Below are 21,640 nucleotides of genomic sequence, written 5' to 3' on the forward strand. Positions count from 1 at the left end.
ATAGCAGTAGCCACAAATGTTAGCGACATTAAGGAGAGCCAAGTTTCCTAGAAGTGAGCCGATTTGACCCAAAGCTGACTGCGGATTGCTATACTAGTGGGCTTCTCGCCCCAAAGAAGCAAGTTTTAGTTGTGTTAGTTTTTCCTCCCTATTTCCTATTCCCTCGGTATATGGGGCACCAAGTTTTTACAACTCGACCTGTGAGCTGTTGACCTAACCAAGGGGTATTTGCGGAGAGTGACTTGAGGGTGTGTCTTTCGACTTTCCATGTTGCTTGGGGATTGAAGAGAACTAATTCAGCCGCTTGCTCAGGTGCGATCGCACCTGGAGTTTGTTGTAGACAAATTGCCGGATTTGTGCTAAGGTGCTGCCAGAGTTCTAGGGCTGACCAGTCTCCTGTCTCAACTAAACTGTGCCAAAGCAGAGGTAGCGCGAGTTCTAAGCCAATTACACCTGCTGGGGCTTCGGCAAAGGGTACGGTTTTTTCTTCGTAGGTGTAGGGGGTGTGGTCAATTGCGATCGCATCAATAATTCCTTCCCGTACTCCTCGAATCAGTTCCGCCTGATCCACTGGATTCCCTAAGGGCGGTTCTAGGCGAAAATTTGGGTCATAATTGCCCAAATCTTCAGTGTTGAACAGCAGGTGCATCCAAGTGGTGCTTGCAGTTATGGGTAATCCCTTAGCTTTTGCCTCTTCGATTAATTGGACACCGCGACGGGTGGAGATTCGCATCAGATGTACAGGTGTACCGATAGCCGCAATTACTTCCAAGAGGGCAGCTAAAGCCGCTGATTCTGCGATCGCAGGATTTCCTGGCAAGCCAAAACGAATTGACTGTACCCCTTCTCGCGCCACGCCATCACCCTGTAGTTTGCGATCCGAAGCCCATAACGCCACTGGCTTACCTAAAGGTTGGAGATATTCTAGCGATCGCCGAATTAATGCCAGATTGGATACCGGATGCCCATCGGCAAAGCCTACCACGCCAGACATGGCTAATTCAGCGAGTTCACTCATCTGCTGCCCTTCTACTCCCAGAGTCAGGGCACCCCAACAAGACAACTGAGGAGGAGCAATTTTTTCCGCCTCTTCTAGAGTGTTTAGTTTTTGCCTAATCTGATTTAACTTTTGATTTAAAGCCGCCAATCCAGCAGGGTTATCCAAGGGCGGCAGAGTATCAGGTAAGACAGCAAGCCGCGTAAAGCCACCCGTTGCTGCTGCTTCTAGGAGTGACAACCAAGTTTCCCGTTCCTCAAATCCGGGTTCTCCAGAATGGCTGTAGAGGTCTACTAGCCCTGGAGCTAAAATTAGTCCTTGACAATCCCGTACCGCTGTATCGGCAGGTATTTCAGAGATTTCCGTTTCAACTGCCCTGATGATACCGTCAGTAATCAGAACATCAGCCAGTTGGTCAGTTCCAGAAACCGGGTCTACAACCCGGACTTGTTGAAGCAGTTCACTATTCATAAGGGCTAGCAGTCTACCACATCAATGGATTTAACCTAGCAGTGTTGAGTGAGTAGCTGCGATAAATGTTGATTAAAGTTAGGGCAGAATCTCCTTACCCAATGCTTCATAACTTTCCCAAGCTGTTTGCGATCGCGGATCAGGATAATCCTTCACCAATATCCCCTTGACAGGTGCGCGTTCAAATGCAACTAGCCGAGGGATTTCTACATCAAACACTGGTAAACCCGACTCTTGTAGAGATGCCCTGATCTTACGCGCAACAGAACTGCGGGGAGGGACTTGGGTCAAGAGGATTTTGAATTTAGCATTCAACCCATCCAGGAGTTCCACCGTTTTGCTAAGGGCATCTAAGTCTAGTGCCTTGGGGGTGCTAGGAAGAATCATCAAGTCGCATCCCTCCGCCAAATCCTTCAGTTCTTCAGGAGAGGGACGCGCTTGGGTGTCAATCACGATGTAGTTGTGCTGTTGGATAAATCTGGGCGCAGCTGCCTCACTAACAACCTTAAAGGGAAGCTGGCTTTCCCTATCCCAAACCAAAGCCGACCGATTCTTATCGGCATCTATGAGGAGAGTTGAACCTTTCTGTTGAAGGTAAGCGGCGATGTGGATAGCGGAGGTGGTTTTTCCCACCCCTCCTTTTAAGCTGACTAATGTGACAATCATCTGCAACCCCAGGAGAAACTACGATGTACGAACACGATTTCGTATCAAACATTTCATATTAGATTAGAGCTTAAATCAGTGTCTAAACAAAAACCTTCACAGGGATATGCACTTCTAGCCCTAGTCGCACTTGCGATGATCTGGGGCTACAACTGGGTCGTCATGAAAGTGGGGTTAAGGTATTCTCCCCCTTTTGACTTCGCCGCGATGCGGGCATTCTTTGGGGCATTGAGTCTGTTTTTAGTCATGATTGTGTTGCATAAACCTCTCAAACCCAAAGCAATTGCTGGAACGTTTTTGCTGGGTATCCTGCAAACAGGTGGTGTTCTTGGACTATCCATGTGGGCATTAGTCAGTGGTGGCGCAGGTAAAACAGCCGTACTCAACTACACCATGCCTTTTTGGGTGCTTCTATTTGCTGGGATTGTCCTTGGAGAACGATTACGAGGGTTGCAGTGGCTTGGTGTTGGTTTAGCGTTAGCTGGATTGGTGTTCATGCTGATGCCATTTAGCCTGACGAGTGACTTGATGAGTAAAGGACTTGCCCTTCTATCAGGAATCACTTGGGCACTGAGTGTGATTGTTGCCAAGAAACTGCATCAGAAAGCATCATTGGATTTGCTCTCTCTTACCGCGTGGCAAATGCTGTTTGGTAGCATTCCCCTAATCTTAGTTGCTTTGGTTGTCCCTACCCCACCGATTGATTGGTCTATACCGTTCATCGCTGCCTTGGTCTACAACATCATCCCTGGTAATGCGATCGCATGGTTACTCTGGCTTTATGCCTTAAGCCGATTATCGGCAGGTGCAGCAGGTTTAGGCACATTGATCATTCCGGCAATTGGTGTGTTGGCAGCTTGGGTACAACTGGGAGAGAAACCCGGACTCAATGAATCTGTAGCAATTGTTCTTATCGTTGTAGCGTTGGCTTGCAACTCTATTCAGTTAGCAAGACAGCAGCATCAAGCGCTTCTCTAGTTTTTCGCTTGTCTCAAAATTTAGCGATCGCTAATTTCGTAGTCTACAGATAACGCTGCAACAACTGGTTAACGAACTCGGCTGCCGTTGTGAAGGTGCGCTGTTCTGGTACACCATTCGCAGCAGGATGAACCCACCAACCTTTGCTAGAATTTGGCGATCGCCACAAATCCAAATGCTCAACGGCTGGATCAGCATAAAAACTCTCCTTACCAGCACCCAAAAGCCCCGAACTCCAGTGCGTGAAATAATCATGGCTAATACGGTGGATTGGAAAATCACCATACAGAGGAACACCCCAGCCATCAAAAGCGATAAATGCTTTAACGTTCCCTCCCAAAGTCTGCCACCCCATAGCGGCAGCAATCGCACCAGCAACACCAGCACTGAAGCTAATAAAAACTACTGGTGGAGTCATTGAACCAGTACGACGCTGTAAAAATTCCAAAATATGAATAGCAGAGTAAGCGGGGTAGTCTTGAGCGGGAAAAAGCAAAATCTTCTGAAACCAGTGCTTGGATAGAGTGTTGGTTTTATCGCCGTCTAACCCAGCTAAAAAGCTTTGCGTCAACTGCGCGTCATGAACACCAGGGCAAACAATTACAGAAGTTTGGGTTAATCCATCATTCATGTTTTTACCAATGGGTTTGGTCGCTTTAGGGTAAAAGAGCGATCGCTTCACTTTACGACACCCGTTTTCTCAACATAGATAGCCACAAAGCCATATTACTGATGATAGGGATAGGGCATGGTAGCTCAAAAAATCTTTTAGCCCACATCCAACCGTTTATGGCATGGATGTGGGCTAAGCTGACAAGCATTCAATTAGGTACGGGCAAATGATTGAAACTCCTCTGGGATGGGCATCTTGCCCGTCCCTTAAATGCAATTTAAAGATTCATCAGCTTATAGTTTTCCAAAAACGTTACTAGTCAGCGTCTTTAGCTGCGGTAACAGCTTATTGTACTAAAAGCTCAGTAAGCCCCACCTTATGCATGAATAACTGGCTCTCTTCATTCAACCCAACAATCATGACCTTCTTATTGAGCTTCCGGTATTTCTGAACTACCTTTGAAACTGCCGTTACAGCCGAATGATCCCACAGGTGAGAGTTGCTAAAGTCAATAATGATTTTCTCTGGGTCTTGATTGTAGTTGAACAACTCTACAAAGTGTGTCATGGAGCCAAAAAAGAGCTGACCTGATATTTTATATAGTTTGGCTCCATTACTCTCCACCGATGTCGTTGTTTTAATCTGAGCAAGTTTCCAGGCAAAAATTAAAGTGCTGAGAATAACACCAGCTAAAACTCCTTTAGCAAGGTCATGAGTCCAGACGACAACAGCCACCGTCAGAGGCATAATCAAGGCTTCACTGACTGGCATCTTTTGCAAATGTTTTAGGGATTTCCAGTCAAAGGTTTCGATGGCTACCATAATCATCACACCAACAAGAGCCGCCATCGGGATTTGTACAACAACATCTTTCAAAATCATGATCGAGAAGAGAAGGAAGACTCCAGCCACAAATGTAGAGAAGCGGCTTCTTGCACCCGATCGCACATTAATGATCGATTGTCCTACCATCCCACAGCCAGCCATTCCACCAAAGAAGCCTGTAACAATATTGGCTATGCCTTGACCTTTAACTTCTTTATTTTTAGAACTTTTTGTGTCTGTCAACTCATCTACAAGATCGGCTGTTAACAGAGATTCTAAAATACCCACAATCGCCAAAGGTAATGAATAAGGCAAAATAATTGCTAGGGTTTTCAGGGAAAAATCTATGTTCGGAAAGTGAAATATCGGTAAAGCACGAGTGATTTCTCCGATGTCTCCCACTCGTCGAACATCCAACCCTGTCACCATTGCCACAATCGTCATAACAACAATGGCAACTAAAGGAGAAGGTATACTCTTATTTATACGAGGAAATAGATAAACAATTGCCAAGGTAGCGGCTACCATTACATACATTTGCCAGGGTTCCCCAACAAATTGCTGTAATTGAGCAGTAAAAATTAAAATAGCTAAGGCATTAACAAATCCAGCAATTACTGATGGTGGAATAAAAGTAAAAAATCGCCCTAATTTAAAAACTCCCATTAAAAATTGAATTATTCCAGTTAGGATAGTAGCTGCAAATAAATATTCAATTCCATGCTGGGCAACCAAGCTTGTCATGAGTAGCGCCATCGAGCCAGTGGCGGCGGAAATCATTGCCGGACGACCACCCGTGATAGAAATAATTGTCGCCACACAAAAAGAAGTGTACAGCGCCACCATCGGATTGACCTTGACAATGGCAGCGAAGGCTAAAGATTCAGGAATCAGTGCAAGTGCTACAGTTATCCCCGCCAAAATCTCGGTTTGAATAGTGGTAAATCCTGGGAGCTTAATCGCTTTCAGCTTCCATTTTCGACCTCTTTTCATTTTGAATGGCTGAGATCTCGCTTTAATGAAAGACATAGTTACTCCTGATTGATAACAAGCTGCCTTAAGTTAATTTATTTTCAATCATTGTTAAGCTTGATTTCAAGGATAATTTGATGCCTACTAATATCTTGATAAATTCTTCATATTATTTGAATAAATGTAAAGTTATGGCAAAGAAATATTTTTTGACCCTTTAATGCTATATCTACTCCCTCTCAACGCTTTTACCCATAACTAAAGCACGAAAGGGCGTTGCTAGTACTAAATTGCATTGAGAGCAGTTACTCCTCACTTGATGGTCATAAATAAAGGTAACTCTCTAAAGAGACTATGGATTTATGGAATAGCGTCTAGAACCAAAACCAGAATCTTTATACTTAGGTTTAATATTGCTTACTTATTTGGGAAGAAGATGTCAAGTGTAATTACACTAAATATCAAGATAATTAACTCTAAAAGTAGAAAATCAAGTAAGCCCAGAATCGTTATAGAACCTTGTCTATAGACCATTTAGAGCCAAGTCAAGTACAGTCTCATTAATGCTTTATAAAAGCATTAAGACTCAATAAAGAAACAGCCTGAAAACTGGACGTTGATAGTTAGAAAATTCTAATAATAAGAATAGCTAAGTAGAAAACTGAAAGTCCTTATCCCATTAGCACTGTATGCAGTGCTAATGGTTGGACAAAAGCAGTAGCTGTGCATTTACTAAGGTTAGAGCTTTGTTGAATTGAATTCAACAACTATAAGTAAATTCTTAAGCGCTAACTCATATTAGAGAACTTGCCCCCGTCCTATTGAATGCAAACGGCTGCTATGAAATCTTTGAGACTCCTGATAACACTCCTTGCGACTCCTTTAGTTCTTTTTCCGATGGGAGTATTTGGGGTTAAACCGCTTCAGGCACAACCAATCACCGAAGCTCCTGATGGCACGGGTACGAATGTTACCCCTGATGGTAACCGCTTTAACATCGGCGGAGGAACTCTCTCAGGAGATGGGACGAATTTATTCCACAGCTTTGAGCAATTTGGACTTACCCAAGGTCAGATTGCCAACTTTATGTCTAATCCTGAGATTCGCAACATTTTAGGGCGGGTTGTGGGAGGTAATGCCTCAGTCATTGATGGTTTGATTCAAGTAACTGGGGGCAATTCTAATCTCTTCTTAATGAATCCTGCCGGGATTGTGTTTGGTCAAAATGCGAGTCTAAATGTTCCTGCTGCTTTCACCGCTACCACGGCAACAGGGATTGGTTTTGATGGCGGGTGGTTTAATGCCAATACTACCGACTACAGCAGCTTAAATGCCACTCCTAATGCCTTCCGGTTTGAGACATTGCAGCCAGGAGCGATTGTTAATGCTGGCAACTTAAGTGTCATAGAAGGACAGAGTGTTTCTCTCGTTGGTGGAACTGTCGTCAATACTGGCACAATCAAAGCTCCAGGCGGCAATATTACGGTAGCCGCAGTACCAGGAACTAATTTGGTACGCTTTAGCCCAGAAGGACAGATTCTCAGTTTAGAGGTAGAACTGCCCACAGATAACCAGTCATTGACAGCACTAACGTTGCCAGAATTACTGACAGGCAGCAATGTTGAGACAGGTTTAACAGTGAATGCCAACAATACAGTGCAAACTGCCTCTGGTGTTGTTATTCCCAACCAAGCCGGAACAGCCATTGCCTCTGGCACGCTTGATGTTTCCAACACTGCCTCAACTGGTGGTAACGTCAATGTTTTGGGAGAGAAGGTTGGTCTGATTAGTGCTAATGTCAACGCCTCCGGTACGAATGGCGGTGGCAGAGTGTTGATTGGTGGGGACTTCCAAGGACAAGGAACAGTCCCAACTGCCCAGCAAACTATTGTTAGTCAAGACTCTGTAATCAATGCAGATGCCCTGGAAACAGGCACTGGTGGACAAGTCGTTGTCTGGTCTGACAATACAACGAGTTTTGCGGGTAACATCAGCGCCCGTGGTGGTGCAATTTCTGGAAACGGAGGTTCTGTCGAAGTATCGGGTAAAGGAACGCTTAACTTTAGTGAAATCGGCATAGTAGATACAAGTGCCCTCAACGGGGAGCGAGGCGACCTACTTCTCGATCCGAAAAATATTACAATCTCTGAGGTTGCTCCACCAGGCTTTACAACATTTGCAGTTAATGATCCACAGTTTGCTGATGCTACTTATGCCTTCGCTGAAGACCCTAACCTCAACTCCCACCTGACTCCTGCCACTGTTACAGCTCTACTGGCTCTCAATGCACTGACCTTACAAGCTAATAACGATATTGTCATTGCGGATAACATTACCAGCACAACAGCCAACTCTCTAACCTTACAAGCCGGACGTAGTATTACTCTTAATCCGGAGGTTGTTGTTAGCTTAGATGGCGGCGACTTTAGCGCCCTAATTAATGACCCCAATGCCGTAGCTGCCCAACGAGAGGGCGGTGATGCCCAGTTTGTCATGGGTAGCAACTCACAAATTTTGACAAGTGGCGGTGCAGTAACAATTAATCATGGCGATCGCACCGCTGTAGGTGGTAACAACGTTGGTGAAGTCCGTCTGGAAACTGGCACAGTTGTGAGAGACGAGAATGAGGAAATCATATCTGGGGGAACAAGAATCCGTTCTGGTACTGGATTTGAGGTTGGTGGTGATATCAACATCACAGGTCAAGGTGGGGACTTCGGTGGTGATGGGATTTTCCTGGGACGTGACACCTTTATTTTGGCGGGTCAACAAGGCGGAAATATTACCCTAAACGGCACCAGTGGTAATGGTAATTTTGCCGTAGGAATCGAGGTTCAGGGTACCATTGATGCGTCTAAAGGAAATACCACACTCACAGGTGTTAGCAATGGGACTGGTACAGATAACGCGGGTATCTCGCTTACTGGCGGTAATGTAGGTGCTGGTCAACAGGGCGAACTGACCTTAAACGGTACAACCTATGGAACCAACAACAACGCAGGCATCATCATCCAAAGCGGTCGAATCTATTCAGTAGACGGAGATATGCGCCTAATCGGAACCAGCTACGCAACTGGCTCCGACAACGCTGGCATCAAGAGCTACAATGGCGCGACCATCATCAGGACAATTGAAGATGGTGATGTCATCATGGAAGGCTACGCCCTTGGTGGCACAGACAACAACTATGGAATTATTACAACGAGAACCCGTATCCAAACCTACGGCGATGGCGGAAATGCCAATTCAGACATCTACCTGACAGGGGTTAGCACTGGTAGCGGGACAGGGAATGAGGGTATTCGCCTTGATAGTCCCAAAACGTCAATTGATGCAAGTTCACACCCTGATAGCACAATTACCCTTACAACGGACGAGTTTGGGATCTCTGGAGACGAGGCAACAACAGGAATGTCTGGTGGCAGCACACTGCGGATACAGCCCTATACAGTAGGGACAAACATCACAATAGGTGGTACGACTGAGGACGCTGGCTTAAATCTCAGCAATCAAGAGCTGGCTATGCTCAAAGATGGGTTTAGCACGATTATTATCGGCAGAGAAGATGGCACTGGTATCGTTACTCTTGACGATACAGCAACATTCCAAGACCCTGTAAGAGTTGCAGGTGGGTCAACCTTAGTCGCCGCCAACACGACGAACACCTGGAACATCACAGGTACTGATCAAGGAACTCTTAGCGGTTATCCCAATGGCTTGACCTTTGAAAATATTGAAAACTTAGTAGGCGGAACTCTGGACGATACTTTCGTCTTCGCTGATGGTGCAACAATCAGTGGCACGATCAATGGTAATGCTGGTACCGACACTCTTGATTACACAGCTTACACTAGTCCATTAGTTGTGGACTTAGGAACAGTCACAAACATCGAAAGTGTGCTTGGGACAACGGCAGCTTCAAGTACTCTGATTGGTGCTAACACAACGAATACCTGGGATGTCACGGGTACTGATGCTGGTACAGTGAATGACACACTTAGCTTCACGAGCTTCGGAAACTTAGTAGGGGGAACTCTAAACGACACTTTCGTCTTCGCGGATGGTGCAGCAACGACTGGTGTGATTGATGGTCGTGCTGGAACTGACACTCTTGACTACTCGGCTTACACTAGTGCCTTGACTGTGGACTTAGCAAGAGTGGCTAATGTTGAAGCTGTAGTTGGGACAACAGCCGCGTCGAGTACTCTGGTTGGTGCCAACACGGCTAACACCTGGAATGTCACTGGCACTAATGCTGGGACAGTGAATGGCACACTCAACTTCACAAATTTCCAAAATCTCAGAGGTGGCAGTGTCAACGATACATTCAATCTCATCGGCGGCGGTACAGTTAGTCAAGTTGATGGTGGGGAAGGTGCAGATGCCCTTGTTGGAGCAAATAGTAGCAATAGCTGGAGGATAACTGGCTCTCGCGCTGGTACGCTCAATAATGCTACTTCCTTTAGCTCAGTTGAGAACATCACGGGTGGAACAGCCGATGATACCTATGCCTTCAACGATGGGGCTAACTTCGACGGCATCATTGATGGTAGTCTCGGCTTTGATACCCTTGATTACTCGCAGTACACCAGCCCCTTTCAGGTAAATTTAGCAGCGAATCAGGCTACTGGAACAAACGGTGTCTTCAACATTGAAAACGCAGTTCCTGTGATTGCTCAACCACCAGTTGAACCACCCGTTGTGCCACCAGTTGAACCACCCGTCGTACCACCCGTCGTACTACCCGTTGTGCCACCCGTTGTGCCACCCGTTGTGCCACCCGTTGTGCCGCCCGTTGTGCCACCCGTTGTGCCGCCCGTTGTGCCACCTAAGACAGTGATTGTCGCTCCTCAGCCTCCACAGGAAGAGGCTCCAGAACGACTACAACTCGCGTGTCCTATACCGGAAGTATCCTTAGAGGTTGAAGAACCACTAAGACAGCCGAGTGGGACAAATGAGGAAATTGCCCGACTGGATGAGAATTGCGACTCGATTCCTGAGTTAGTGATTGAAACAGAATTGCCCTAGAGTTAGGTAAAACACACCTCCGGTGAGAAGCTTCTCACGCGGAGTCACTAGTAGAGACGCAATTGATTACGTCTCTACTTCATTAGTAGGGCTAGAGCTGCAAAATTATAGCTTGCCAATAAATACTTTTTCTGCGGGTCCTGTCATATATACTCGTTGGTCTTGTTCTGACCATTCAATTTCTAGACAGCCACCAGGAAGTTCGACAGTACAAATGCGATCGCTTTTTCCCGTCAATACACCCGCCACGACAGAAGCACATGCTCCCGTACCACAAGCCAGCGTTATCCCAGCACCCCGCTCCCAAACCCGCATCTTCAAGTAATCTGGGCGTACCACTTGAATAAATTCCGTATTTGTCCGCTGGGGAAAAGCTGAATGATGCTCAAACTGGGGGCCAATCGCTTCTAAAGGAATAGCGGCAACATCCTCAACAAAGGTAATGCAGTGAGGATTACCCATACTGACACAGGTAACTTGCCAGGATTGCCCTGCTGCTTCAATTGGGGTATTGATAACCTTGTGTTCAGCCGCCGCTAAAGTTGTGGGAATTTCGGCAGCACTCAGTTGGGGTAGCCCCATATCGACCCTAACTCTACCATTGCTTTCGAGTTTGAGCGTCATCACCCCCCCTAGGGTATGAATATGATATTGTTCCTTTGGCGCATCAGAGGTGCCATGAGTTTTGGCATCAGCCCTCTCTAAATCCGAGAGAAACTGCGCTAAACAGCGAATGCCATTACCACACATTTCTGGCTCAGAGCCATCGGAGTTAAAAATCCGCATTGTGTAGTCCGTGCCGTCTTGTCCTGGTAGGGCGAAGATGACACCATCAGCACCAATACCAAAATGGCGATCGCATAATTTTATCGCTTGCTCTGATGTAATAACGGGTTCGGTAGTGACGCGATTATCAATCAGAATGAAGTCATTACCCAGACCGTGGTACTTTGTAAATTCGATTTCCATAGATATATACCTCCACTTACTTAAGGATTTGCTGCATGGCTGAATTCGATCCGGGTCTACCCAGCTTTCGTCAAATTCAAGGCTTCATAAAAGAGGGACAAGAGGTAGAGATCAAACTTCTTACCCAAGATGTGCTACTCGGTCAGATTCGTTGGCAAGATCAGCACTGTATCTGTCTCAACTCGTCCGATGGTCAGCCAATGGTTGTTTGGCGTCATGCCATTGCTTATATCAAGCCACAAAATGGGGACTATGGGAGCCGCGCTCTACAAACAATTGAGTAACTAATATAGAGCTATCAGCTATCAGTGGTCAGCTTTCTAACGGTGGCTAGTTTTCTGAGGCTAATCGCTAGCTCGTTGACTATCCAAAGGGAGAAACTCTTGCAAAGCTTCGCTCACAGGTGCCTTGATTACCGGAAGTGATAGCACAGGTATCTCAGTTCCCTGGACAATCCACTGCCGTAATTGCTTGAGTGGATAACTACCACCGCATAAGAGCAAGTGGTCGCCAGAATGCACATCCGCGCCCCCATCGGGAAAGGCAATAAACTTTCCTTCCCGACGAATTGCTTGGACAGAAACGCCGTATTGCCGCCGGAAATGTAGCTCCCAAAGCGCTTTTCCAACGGCAGGACTTCCTGGGGGCACTTGCACCCACTGTACAGGTGTACTGGCTCCTGGGACTGCCACTCCCCCTTTTGCGAGTTCATTAAACGCCGCAATTTCCTCAGGTTCTCCTACTACTAATAGGCGATCGCCTTTTTTCAACCGAGTTTGTTCGTTAGGATAGTCAATTTCCTCACCTCCAGTACGACGAATCGCGACCAAACTCACACCTGTCAATTGGCGAGTATTCGCTTCTTTTAGCGTCATGCCAGTCAGCGGTGAATCATCTGGCAAGTTGTACCACTTGCTGTTCATTTCCTGCGCTGCCAACTTTAGTTCGCGTGCAATCTGAGATGAAGTTTGAGAGGTGCGTAAGTCCAGGTAATGAGAATCGCGAATTTGCTGCATTTCTCGTTGAATGAGGGGTACGAATAAACCCATACCGCCGAGTAGATGGGTTGCCAATTCCAAACTCGCCTCAAACTCTGGTTGCACTACCTCTTTGGCTCCCAGTTGATAGAACAATTCAATGTCCCGGTCATTGTTAGCACGAACAACAATATCCAAATCAGGGTCTAGCTCTAATGCCCGTTTCAAGCAGAGTCGGCTACTCATCGGGTCAGGCAAGGTGATTGCTATCCCTTTTGCCTTATCTACCCCAGCCGTTTCTAACACATGTAAACTCGCCGCATTGCCATACACATAAGGTATACCCGCTTCTCTTAACTTTTGGATGCTACTTTCCGACTGATCAATTACCACAACTGGATAGTGATGCTCCTGTAACAGCCGCACAACATTACGTCCAACTTGACCATAGCCGCAAACCACAACATGATCTTGTATCGGCAAATCCCCCGACACTTCTTGCGGGATATCTGTTGTGTCGAGATAGCGCTTCAGCCCTTCCCAGCCCTCAATCCAGGTAAAAAGTTTTGGAACTAGCTGCATTACAAACGGCGTAACCACTAGCGTTACCGCTGTTGTCCCCAAAATCAAGAGATAAACCCGTCGGGAAACAAGTCCCAAAGATTGCCCTTCACTAGCCAGGACAAACGAAAACTCCCCAATCTGAGCTAATCCTAAACCAGCAATTATTGCTGTCTTCAAGGGATAGCGGAAGACTTTGACCAACGGTGTGATAATCAAAAACTTGCCGACAAATACCAGTAAAACCAATCCCAGAATCAATTCCAGGTTGTTCCACAGGAAAATCGGGTCAATCAGCATCCCAATTGCGGCAAAAAATAGAGCGGCAAATACATCCCGCAGCGGTTCTACATAAGCCAGAGTTTGGTCGGCGTATTCCACCTCTGAAATCATCAACCCCGCGACAAAGGCTCCCATTTCAATCGAAAGCCCTAACTTATCCGTTAGTAATGCGATCGCCATACAGAGGGTAACGACACCAAGCAAAAATAGCTCTCGACTCTCTGTACGAGCTAAGTGTCGCAGCAGAGGTGGAATTAACCAAATGCCAACAGCCACCGCCCCAGCGGCAAATAAGCCAATTTTTAATAAAGCAAGTCCCACCGCTATTCCGAGTGCTTCCGGTGGTTGATCGAGTGCTGGTAGTACGGCAAGCATCAATCCCAGTGCCAAATCCTGTACTACTAGAATCCCCAGCATCACTTGTCCGTGCGGAGTTCCGGCTTCATTACGCTCCATCAAGCACTTGAGGACAACCGCTGTCGAGGACAAGGACAAAATTGCTCCGAGGAAAACTCCCTGTGGGGGTGAACTCACCCATCCCATAACTAGAGACACCAAAGTTGTCACCAGGATAGTCAAAGCAATTTGTAGTCCACCACCTCCTAATGCGATCGCCTGGACTTTTTTGAGTTCTGCAAAGGAAAACTCAACGCCTAGGGCAAATAACAAAAAAGCTACCCCAAGCTGTGCCAGGGTTTCTATCTGAACCAGTTCTTTAATTAGACCAAGACCTGCGGGACCAACAATCATGCCTCCCAAGAGATAGCCCAACAATGCAGGTTGACGGCAAAGAGATGCCAAGAGTCCACCGACGGCGGCGGCGGCGAGAACAGACACAAAGTCAACGATTAGTCGGAAGTCTTCTTGCACCTGTTTTATCTGAGAAAAGTATTAAGCTCTATTAACCTATAGAATACAAAGTTTTAATGCTCCTCTGTTACTCTGGGTCAGCTTAGAGCAAAAATTCAACGGGAAGCGTTGGAAACAGTTCGTGCGAGATGATAGTCTATCCGCTATTAGTAGCTAAACCGTTGTCAACAAACAGATAGAGGATTATTGACTGTGCCTTCAATGCCTACTTCGTCTCCATCACGCTCCCGCCGAAGCTGGCTTGCCAATGCTAGTTTGTGGGTTCGACGCCAACGCACTAATTGGTTACGAACCAGCCTGACTCTTGGCATCATTATTGCGATCGTTGCAGTAGCGGTGCCAGTACAAGCGGTGCAAGTGAGCCTATCACCGACTAACCCTCAGTTGGGTGATACATTATCCGTGGTCGTTCAACAAAGCTCGACCTTGAACAGCACTCCCATGGTGAAAATGAGTGGGAAAACTTATCCAACTTTTAGCACAAATTCAGGTAACTTCCGGGCGTTATTGCCAACTACACCTCTTGATCAACCAGGAACGCTGCAAATTCAGGTTGAAGGAGGGGGTGAGGTCAAAAAATTGTCAGTACCGCTGCGAAATCGCTCGTTTCCAACACAACGTATCCGGCTTTCCGGAGCAGCCGGACAGTCTGCTACACAGCAGGAATTGGATCGGGTAGCCGCTTTCAAACAACTGGAGACACCAGAGAAATATTGGAAAGGGCCGTTCTTGAAACCCAATAGTGGTGCAATCTCGTCCGGTTACGGAATCCGCCGCTATTACAACGGTGTATTTGCTAAAGATTACTACCATCGTGGTGTAGACTACGCAGGAGGCATGGGTTCACCAGTGGTTGCCCCTGCTGCGGGTCGAGTCGCCTTGGTCGGAAGAGTCTCTGAAGGCTTCCGGGTGCATGGCAACACCGTGGGAATTGACCACGGTCAAGGCGTTACTAGTATCATGTTGCACCTGAGCCGCATTGATGTCCGAGAAGGGGAAATGGTGCAAGCGGGTCAAAAAATCGGTGCTATTGGTTCTACGGGTGCTTCTACGGGTCCGCACTTACACTGGGGTCTGTATGTTCACGGTCTTTCTGTTGACCCAGTACCTTGGCGATTTGAGGGATTTGAGTAAAACTTGTTTTAAGTTTTGCTGAAATTTTCAACGATGACGCGGATCTTGTGTTCATTTGAAGAAAACTTATGGCAGGTTTCCTCTTCCTCGCTGAAAAAGGGAAGCACACTCCAACATCATGAGTATTGAAAAAATCGTAGAACAAGCTCTACAAGATGGTTACTTGACCCCAGTAATGGAAACAGAGGTGGGGCGTATTTGTGACACAGCCTCGGAGCTTTCCATTGAAGAGTACATGGCGTTGGATCGGCTGATGGGGGCACTTCTAACGGGTGAAGTGGTTGCAGTGCCCCGCAAGCAGTTTATTAATGTGATGGAGGAGTTGGTGCTAACAGAAGCGATCGCACGAGTCGCTGAAATTGAAGCGACAAGCGATCGCGTCTTGGATGTCGGCGATATTGCCGCCTACGCGCTGAACCGACTGCCACCTCTATATGCCACAACCGAAGAAGGTGCAAAATACCAGCGTCAGCGAGCAAATGAGGAACTTCATGAGTTGATTACTCAACAAGTCGGTAATGCGATCTCCCGTAACTTGGATCGACCCAATTTTGGCTCTGAACGTCAAGCGATCGGGAAAAGCAGTGGTGGTGATGTCCTCAAGCAGGTGAGTAGCTTACTACAGGTTTACGCACCCAGCTTTGAGCCAAAATCTCCAAGCAATAGCCTTGAGTAGCACTCGTTAGCTGTTGGTTGGAAAACTACAAACAACCAACAACATCCTATTTCCTATTTCTGAACAACAACGGGTGTTCCTTCACTCACCTGCTCATACAAGGCTCGAATATCACTATTACGCATCCGCAAGCAGCCGTGGGAAACTGGCTGACCAATCAGTTGCTCTTTGTTGGTGCCATGGAACCCTATTTGATGCTGTCCATCAGACCAAAAACTGATCCAGCGATCGCCTAAAGGATTATCAGGCCCAGTAGTGATTAGTTCACCCGTGATCGGCTGCTGCCAGACTGGATTGCGTTGCTTTTGTATCACTTTAAAGGTGCCAGTAGGAGTCTCCCAACCGGGTTGACCAACAGCGACTGGGTAGCTTGAGAGGCGTTGTTTTCCCCAGTAGGTGTAGGCACGAGCATCACTCAAATCAACAACGACTTTAGTATGAAGCGAAGCGATCGCATGACCCAGAATTGGGATGGCTGGTGAAACCTGGTTCAGCTTAGGTTTAGCTTGCAGAGGCTTTGGCGTAGGTTCTGGTCGTGCTGCTGAAAATAACACTGCCGCTCCTCCAAAGCAAAGCAGCATCACGCTTGTCTTGAATGAGTTTATGATGCCCATATTCACTCATGAGTGTTCGCAGGCGGCAACTCTACAATATCAAACCAGTACTCGGCTAGCGTATTCATTGCCTCAACTAGCAATTCAAATGTGCTTGGCTTAGTTAGGTAAGAACTTGCTCCTAGCTCATAACTACGACGAATGTCTTCCTCTGATGATGAGGATGTCAGCATGACAATCGGAATGCGCCGGAGCTTAGGGTTAGCTTTAATGATTTGTAGTGCCTCGATTCCATTAATTTTTGGTAGATACAAATCTAGCAAGATCAGATTAGGGTGTGGAGCGCTCACCAACTCGCTATACTGGCGGCGACGCTGTAGATAGTCCAGCAGCTCCTCACCATCTTTAACGATATACAACTTGTAACGTAGACGACTCTCACCGAGCGCCTGCTTGATCGAGATCTGGTCGTCAGGCGTATCTTCTGCTAGCAGAATGGTGATGCGATCTCTAGGATTCCTCACTCTTGTCCTGACTCCTTTGGGCTATTTGGCAATCAAGCAGTTTTTAACCAATAGTAAAGACAATTTTCCGGAAAAATTGCCTTATGAAGAGAATTCTGGTTATAGCTCCCAACGACGTAGACCTTCGACATTGAGTAGAGGTATTATTGTACGCCTGGAATGGCAAAAGGCATAAATCCCGCCTGAGTGGTTACGCTTTGAGTTTACAGTTTTTTTAGAGTTATGAGTTAAGAGTAATGAGCAATAAATTTTTAAAGTCGTTGAGCCGTAATCCTTACCCAATAAAGGATTGTGAATGTTTAACGTCTTTTTCACCTTACTACTCATTACGCTCAAGTAACTTTTTTAAGTAGAACTCACCCGATTGGGGGATGCTCTATGACTGTCATAAAAGAAATGATAGTTGCCTTGTGCTTGCTAATGCTTGCGTACTCACATCTAAAAGGCAATTACAAAGTCGCTGATTGATGCGGGAACTCTATGTGAAAGTTGTGCGTCTTTGGGAGGAAGGATGTTCTAGCACCCATTCCATCCATGAACCAATCGACTTCTGTAACTTGGTCAACCGTTGAGGCAACAGTCCCTCAAGTATCGGTGCAACCCGACAAACTCTCAAACTATGACTTGATTTTGCGCTGTCAGGACGGACTTCGCCCTGATCGGACTGCCTTTGCTGAACTTCTGCGTCGATATCAGTCCCATGTGGATAAGATTTTGTACCACTTGGCTCCCGACTGGCAGGATAGAGCTGACTTGGCGCAAGAAGTTTGGATTCGGGTTTACCGCAACATCAAGCGATTGCAAGAGCCAGTCAAGTTCCGGGGCTGGTTGAGCCGCATTGCTACGAATTTGTTCTATGATGAACTGCGTAAGCGCAAACGGGTCGCCAATCCTCTTTCGCTAGATGCTCCACGTCGTCTGGATGACGGAGAAATGGACTGGGAAATAGCCTCAGACAATCCCAATCCTGACGATGATATGACAACACGGGAGTTCTATGAACAGCTTCGTGAAGCCATCTCAGACTTGCCAGAGGTATTTCGGACAACAATTGTTCTGAGGGAAATAGAAGGCATGGCTTATGAGGAAATTGCTGAAATCACTGGCGTTTCCTTAGGTACCGTAAAGTCAAGAATTGCCAGAGCCAGATCTAGGCTGCAATCCCAGCTTCAAACCTACTTAGAAGCCTAATTTGGGTTTCTTTCTTAAGGACGGTAAGCTGAGGTAGTTGTCAGTTTATTATGGAATCTATAAAATATCCTTGGTTGAGCGCTTGCTATGACTTGGTAGTAGACGGAAATGACCTCTAATTTTGACGCTCGTAAACATTCCAGGCAGGAAGCTGCTAAACAGATGGATAGCCTACAGCGCGATCGCTTTGAATTACTTAGTGCATTTATAGACGGTGAGGTAACAGCAGCAGAGCGTAGACAGGTGCAAGAGTTGTTAGCAACCGACGCGGATATGCAGCGTTTGCACTCCCGCCTGATGAAGCTACGTCAAGGTATGCAGAAGCTACCAGTGCCAGCCGCCCAAACCACGGCTCAAGATACGGCACAGGAAGTCTTCTCTCGCATTGACCATCGCCGGAATCGACGAACCGTCATGTGGGGTGGTGCTGCGATCGCGGCTATGGTTGTTGGTGCCTTATCAGGAATTCTCCCCGGAAGTGATTCACTGGTGCCACGGCTTGCTCAGTCTCTAAACAAAGAGGTGGCTCCAGAACCGCTAGAGATTGCGATCAACCGACCCGTGATTGAGATTCCTAAGGCAGCAGTAGCATTGCCTGAACAATCCCTGGATCTACCCACAGTACCCCATGAGACTAACCAGAATGATCTCAATTAAATCACAGGTATAGGATGCAGGTGTTTGGCTAAGTTGAGACATCTGTAAAGCTCTCCTGGATCTAATAAAAGCCGAAAATCCGCTGATGCTCACTACTTAGACCAGCGGATTTTCCGCGTTGTTAAGCTCAACTCGTTCGGTTAGCCAAGTTTTAGAGACAAAGGGTGAAGGAAACAGTAGAGGTTCCGCTATTTAATATGAGTTCCAAACCTTACGCCACTGATCTCAACGTTCAAGTTCAAGGAAAGGGTTTCCCCATCCTCTGCTTACACGGGCATCCTGGTGCAGGTAGTAGTATGTCAGTTTTTACCCGACATCTATCACAACGGTTCCAGACTATTGCCCCTGATTTACGGGGATATGGCAAGAGTCGCACTCAACTCGACTTTAAAATGACCGACCACCTGATTGACTTGGAAGCGCTTCTAGACAACTTCCGGGTTGAGCGTTGTCTTATATTAGGTTGGTCTTTAGGCGGAATTCTTGCGATGGAGTTGGCGCTAAGACTACCAGAGCGAGTTACAGGTTTAATTTTAGTGGCTACAGCGGCTCGACCCAGAGGAAGTCACCCCCCAATTAGCTGGGAAGATAATTTCTACACTGGGCTTGCTTCGATTGTGAACCGACTACAACCTGGTTGGCAGTGGAATATTGAAACGTTTGGGAAGCGATCGCTTTATCGCTACCTCATCCAACAACACACTCCGGCTGCCTACCAGTACCTTGCCCTCGAAGCCATGTCAGCTTATCTACAAACCTCTACAGCTGCCACTCGTGCCCTCAATACTGCCCTAAAAGCTGGCTATAACCGACTTGCAGAGTTGGAGCAAATTCAATGTCCTTCCCTTGTATTGGCAGGAGAAGCTGACCGACACATCACCGTTGAGTCAAGTCAAGAGACAGCTCAGCATCTCAAAAATTGTCAATGGCACTGCTACCCGAATACAGCTCACCTATTTCCTTGGGAGATTCCCGATCAGGTATTAGGCGATATCGACCACTGGATAGAAGATAATCCTCAGGTCGTCGGGTTAGCTGGGAAATAACCAAGAAGGTGTAGAGCTAGCAATAGATGTTGGGGCAGTAGAAAGTTTGGGAGATGAGAAGAGTAGTTATGATGGCTGTCTACTAAGAGAATGTATTTTCTCGCGCTCACTCGGCTCGCCCAATTCATCAAAAAGTGTTAGTTTTCTTGGTTTACAGCGCCTGACACTAACAACAATGCCTTGAGCGCCTTCATTTTCCAAATCTTCAACATACCCAATCTTCGCGACCTGAGCATCTTTATCACTGAAGAAAGGTCCAAAGTAATAGGTGCAACGAGGGTTGTCCGTAATAATTTCAACCCAAAAAGCCAATCCTAAGAACTGGAGAATCTTGATCAACACTTCTTTCATGCTGTTTGCCTGGAATAATAAGATTCTAATCGGTCTTTTAATACCGTTATTTTTACATTTTGTTATACAACTTCACGTTACTTTTTTCAAAGTATTCTTAGAAAGACTGCCAAGATACAAGAAATTTGACCAACGTTGTCGATAAGCTTCGTATAACACCATAGCGGCAGCAACCGAGGCATTTAAGCTCGGAGTTTTGCCTTGGAGGGGAATTGAGACTAGTTCATCACAACCACGTTCGGTTAGCAAGCTCAAACCATTGCCTTCTGAACCTACTACTAATGCTACTGGACCTTTAAATTCAACACTGTGTAGTACTTTACCGCTACCAGATGTTGTGCCATAAATCCAAAAGCCAGCCGCTTTCAATTCCTCTAAAGCACGACCAAGATTGACAACCCGTGCGATTGAAAACGTTTCTAGAGCGCCCGCTGCAACTTTCATGACGGTGGAAGTCACTCCCACAGCACGACGTTGGGGGATAACTAAGCCCTGAGCGCCCATTGCTTCGGCTGTGCGAATAATTGCCCCTAAGTTGTGGGGGTCGGTGATGCTATCACAAACCAATATCACTGGCTGCTCAGCCGTGGCTTTTGCCTTATCAATCAAATCTCCTAAATCCACGTAAGGATATGGAGCAACTTGAGCGGCAATACCTTGATGGTTAGCGCCCTCTGTAATTTGGCTGAGGCGGCGAGGTTCTACTTCATCAATTACAGTACCATTTGCCTTGGCTTGGAGAAGTAAGGAGTGAAAGCGGGGATCGTAACGCAGTTGGGGAATAATCCAAATCCGGTTTAGCTGGCGCTGATTCTCTAGTGCCGCAATAACAGGATGACGCCCATAGATTAAGTCAGTATCCTCTTCCTGCTGGGGGGCAACAGGTGGCTCGGTTGTTGTTGGCTTAAAATGTTGAGGTTCTTGATTGTTTTTGCGTATCGGCTTGGACACGGTAACAGGGTTGCGAGGTTTGAATGTCCTACTGTTCTTCTCCTGAGAGTGAACAGGCTTCCCTAGTTTCGGCTTCCCCAGTTTCGGCTTCCTCGGATAGCGTTGCTCAAGTCGCTCAGTTTTGTCTTCTGAGGAATGGCGAAGCTTCGGCTCTGAGTTTTGGGAACGAACAGGCTTTCCTGGCTTCGGCTTCCCTGTAGAGCGAGGCTTGTAGCGGTCAGTGTTTTCGTCCTGAGAACGGGAGAATTTGCGATTTTCACGCGCCTCATGCATCGGCTTCCCTCGCTTTGGCTTACCAGGAGTGTGAGGGCGGCGGTTTTGATTAGCCATATTGTTAATAGTTGATG

18 protein-coding genes are annotated in these 21,640 nt (G+C 46.8%); 8 read left to right on the top strand and 10 right to left on the bottom strand.

Features of this window, described 5'->3' with window-relative positions:
- Positions 1-148 precede the first annotated feature (148 nt).
- On the bottom strand, positions 149-1,468 hold the full coding sequence (locus H6F98_RS02860; protein ID WP_192217167.1) for a dihydroorotase: 1,320 nt from the start codon (positions 1,466-1,468) through the stop codon (positions 149-151).
- Between the two features lie 78 nt (positions 1,469-1,546).
- Positions 1,547-2,134, bottom strand: coding sequence for a ParA family protein (locus tag H6F98_RS02865; RefSeq protein ID WP_192217168.1), 588 nt, complete (start codon positions 2,132-2,134; stop codon positions 1,547-1,549).
- 78 nt (positions 2,135-2,212) lie between these two features.
- Between H6F98_RS02865 and H6F98_RS02870 the strand changes: the two genes are divergently transcribed.
- A complete protein-coding gene (locus tag H6F98_RS02870; protein WP_199348259.1) occupies positions 2,213-3,112 on the top strand; it encodes a DMT family transporter in 900 nt (299 codons plus the stop codon).
- 43 nt (positions 3,113-3,155) lie between these two features.
- Here H6F98_RS02870 and H6F98_RS02875 read toward each other — a convergent pair whose 3' ends face one another.
- Entirely contained in the window at positions 3,156-3,743 is a 588-nt protein-coding gene (locus tag H6F98_RS02875; RefSeq protein WP_192217169.1) for a hypothetical protein, read from the bottom strand.
- A gap of 327 nt (positions 3,744-4,070) precedes the next feature.
- The gene (locus H6F98_RS02880) at positions 4,071-5,543 is read right to left on the bottom strand and encodes a SulP family inorganic anion transporter (protein ID WP_192217170.1); all 1,473 of its coding nucleotides are present in this window, start codon (positions 5,541-5,543) and stop codon (positions 4,071-4,073) included.
- A gap of 819 nt (positions 5,544-6,362) precedes the next feature.
- Between H6F98_RS02880 and H6F98_RS02885 the strand changes: the two genes are divergently transcribed.
- Positions 6,363-10,550: an S-layer family protein gene (locus H6F98_RS02885; protein ID WP_192217171.1), complete on the top strand. Its 4,188-nt coding sequence runs from the start codon at positions 6,363-6,365 to the stop codon at positions 10,548-10,550.
- Between the two features lie 105 nt (positions 10,551-10,655).
- On the opposite strand, the gene dapF is transcribed toward H6F98_RS02885, so the two are convergent.
- The gene (gene dapF / locus H6F98_RS02890) at positions 10,656-11,519 is read right to left on the bottom strand and encodes a diaminopimelate epimerase (protein WP_192217172.1); all 864 of its coding nucleotides are present in this window, start codon (positions 11,517-11,519) and stop codon (positions 10,656-10,658) included.
- 35 nt (positions 11,520-11,554) lie between these two features.
- On the opposite strand from dapF, the gene H6F98_RS02895 reads away from it, so the two are divergent.
- Complete coding sequence (locus H6F98_RS02895; RefSeq protein WP_192217173.1) at positions 11,555-11,803, top strand: Hfq-related RNA-binding protein; 249 nt, start codon at positions 11,555-11,557, stop codon at positions 11,801-11,803.
- A 60-nt stretch (positions 11,804-11,863) separates the two neighbouring features.
- On the opposite strand, the gene H6F98_RS02900 is transcribed toward H6F98_RS02895, so the two are convergent.
- Positions 11,864-14,209, bottom strand: coding sequence for a cation:proton antiporter (locus tag H6F98_RS02900; RefSeq protein ID WP_192217174.1), 2,346 nt, complete (start codon positions 14,207-14,209; stop codon positions 11,864-11,866).
- Between the two features lie 201 nt (positions 14,210-14,410).
- On the opposite strand from H6F98_RS02900, the gene H6F98_RS02905 reads away from it, so the two are divergent.
- Positions 14,411-15,343, top strand: coding sequence for a M23 family metallopeptidase (locus tag H6F98_RS02905; RefSeq protein WP_192217175.1), 933 nt, complete (start codon positions 14,411-14,413; stop codon positions 15,341-15,343).
- A gap of 118 nt (positions 15,344-15,461) precedes the next feature.
- On the top strand, positions 15,462-16,019 hold the full coding sequence (locus H6F98_RS02910; RefSeq protein WP_192217176.1) for a late competence development ComFB family protein: 558 nt from the start codon (positions 15,462-15,464) through the stop codon (positions 16,017-16,019).
- Positions 16,020-16,072: 53 nt separating this feature from the next.
- On the opposite strand, the gene H6F98_RS02915 is transcribed toward H6F98_RS02910, so the two are convergent.
- Both H6F98_RS02915 and H6F98_RS02920 read right to left on the bottom strand, forming a co-directional pair.
- Entirely contained in the window at positions 16,073-16,600 is a 528-nt protein-coding gene (locus tag H6F98_RS02915; RefSeq protein ID WP_242058308.1) for a L,D-transpeptidase, read from the bottom strand.
- Positions 16,601-16,635: 35 nt separating this feature from the next.
- A complete protein-coding gene (locus tag H6F98_RS02920) occupies positions 16,636-17,097 on the bottom strand; it encodes a response regulator (protein WP_192217178.1) in 462 nt (153 codons plus the stop codon).
- Positions 17,098-17,631: 534 nt separating this feature from the next.
- Between H6F98_RS02920 and H6F98_RS02925 the strand changes: the two genes are divergently transcribed.
- The 3 genes from H6F98_RS02925 (at position 17,632) to H6F98_RS02935 (ending at position 19,991) form a co-directional block, all read left to right on the top strand.
- Entirely contained in the window at positions 17,632-18,288 is a 657-nt protein-coding gene (locus H6F98_RS02925) for a sigma-70 family RNA polymerase sigma factor (RefSeq protein ID WP_192217179.1), read from the top strand.
- 108 nt (positions 18,289-18,396) lie between these two features.
- Positions 18,397-18,945, top strand: coding sequence for an anti-sigma factor (locus tag H6F98_RS02930; RefSeq protein ID WP_192217180.1), 549 nt, complete (start codon positions 18,397-18,399; stop codon positions 18,943-18,945).
- Positions 18,946-19,142: 197 nt separating this feature from the next.
- Positions 19,143-19,991, top strand: a complete 849-nt coding sequence (locus H6F98_RS02935) for an alpha/beta fold hydrolase (protein ID WP_192217181.1) — start codon at positions 19,143-19,145, stop codon at positions 19,989-19,991.
- A gap of 66 nt (positions 19,992-20,057) precedes the next feature.
- Here H6F98_RS02935 and H6F98_RS02940 read toward each other — a convergent pair whose 3' ends face one another.
- Positions 20,058-20,342, bottom strand: coding sequence for a DUF1816 domain-containing protein (locus H6F98_RS02940; protein ID WP_192217182.1), 285 nt, complete (start codon positions 20,340-20,342; stop codon positions 20,058-20,060).
- 72 nt (positions 20,343-20,414) lie between these two features.
- A complete protein-coding gene (gene rlmB / locus H6F98_RS02945; protein WP_192217183.1) occupies positions 20,415-21,623 on the bottom strand; it encodes a 23S rRNA (guanosine(2251)-2'-O)-methyltransferase RlmB in 1,209 nt (402 codons plus the stop codon).
- Positions 21,624-21,640 lie beyond the last annotated feature (17 nt).

Source organism: Microcoleus sp. FACHB-SPT15 (assembly GCF_014849525.1).
Classification (GTDB): Bacteria; Cyanobacteriota; Cyanobacteriia; order Cyanobacteriales; family Coleofasciculaceae; genus Symplocastrum; species Symplocastrum torsivum.

Coding starts and splice junctions, on each gene's coding strand:
- H6F98_RS02860 (WP_192217167.1), bottom strand. CDS start 1,468: ATGAATAGTGAACTGCTTCAACAAGTCCGGGTTGTAGACCCGGTTTCT.
- H6F98_RS02865 (WP_192217168.1), bottom strand. CDS start 2,134: ATGATTGTCACATTAGTCAGCTTAAAAGGAGGGGTGGGAAAAACCACC.
- H6F98_RS02875 (WP_192217169.1), bottom strand. CDS start 3,743: ATGAATGATGGATTAACCCAAACTTCTGTAATTGTTTGCCCTGGTGTT.
- H6F98_RS02880 (WP_192217170.1), bottom strand. CDS start 5,543: ATGAAAAGAGGTCGAAAATGGAAGCTGAAAGCGATTAAGCTCCCAGGA.
- H6F98_RS02885 (WP_192217171.1), top strand. CDS start 6,363: ATGAAATCTTTGAGACTCCTGATAACACTCCTTGCGACTCCTTTAGTT.
- dapF (WP_192217172.1), bottom strand. CDS start 11,519: ATGGAAATCGAATTTACAAAGTACCACGGTCTGGGTAATGACTTCATT.
- H6F98_RS02895 (WP_192217173.1), top strand. CDS start 11,555: ATGGCTGAATTCGATCCGGGTCTACCCAGCTTTCGTCAAATTCAAGGC.
- H6F98_RS02905 (WP_192217175.1), top strand. CDS start 14,411: ATGCCTACTTCGTCTCCATCACGCTCCCGCCGAAGCTGGCTTGCCAAT.
- H6F98_RS02910 (WP_192217176.1), top strand. CDS start 15,462: ATGAGTATTGAAAAAATCGTAGAACAAGCTCTACAAGATGGTTACTTG.
- H6F98_RS02915 (WP_242058308.1), bottom strand. CDS start 16,600: ATGCTGCTTTGCTTTGGAGGAGCGGCAGTGTTATTTTCAGCAGCACGA.
- H6F98_RS02925 (WP_192217179.1), top strand. CDS start 17,632: ATGAACCAATCGACTTCTGTAACTTGGTCAACCGTTGAGGCAACAGTC.
- H6F98_RS02930 (WP_192217180.1), top strand. CDS start 18,397: ATGACCTCTAATTTTGACGCTCGTAAACATTCCAGGCAGGAAGCTGCT.
- H6F98_RS02935 (WP_192217181.1), top strand. CDS start 19,143: ATGAGTTCCAAACCTTACGCCACTGATCTCAACGTTCAAGTTCAAGGA.
- H6F98_RS02940 (WP_192217182.1), bottom strand. CDS start 20,342: ATGAAAGAAGTGTTGATCAAGATTCTCCAGTTCTTAGGATTGGCTTTT.
- rlmB (WP_192217183.1), bottom strand. CDS start 21,623: ATGGCTAATCAAAACCGCCGCCCTCACACTCCTGGTAAGCCAAAGCGA.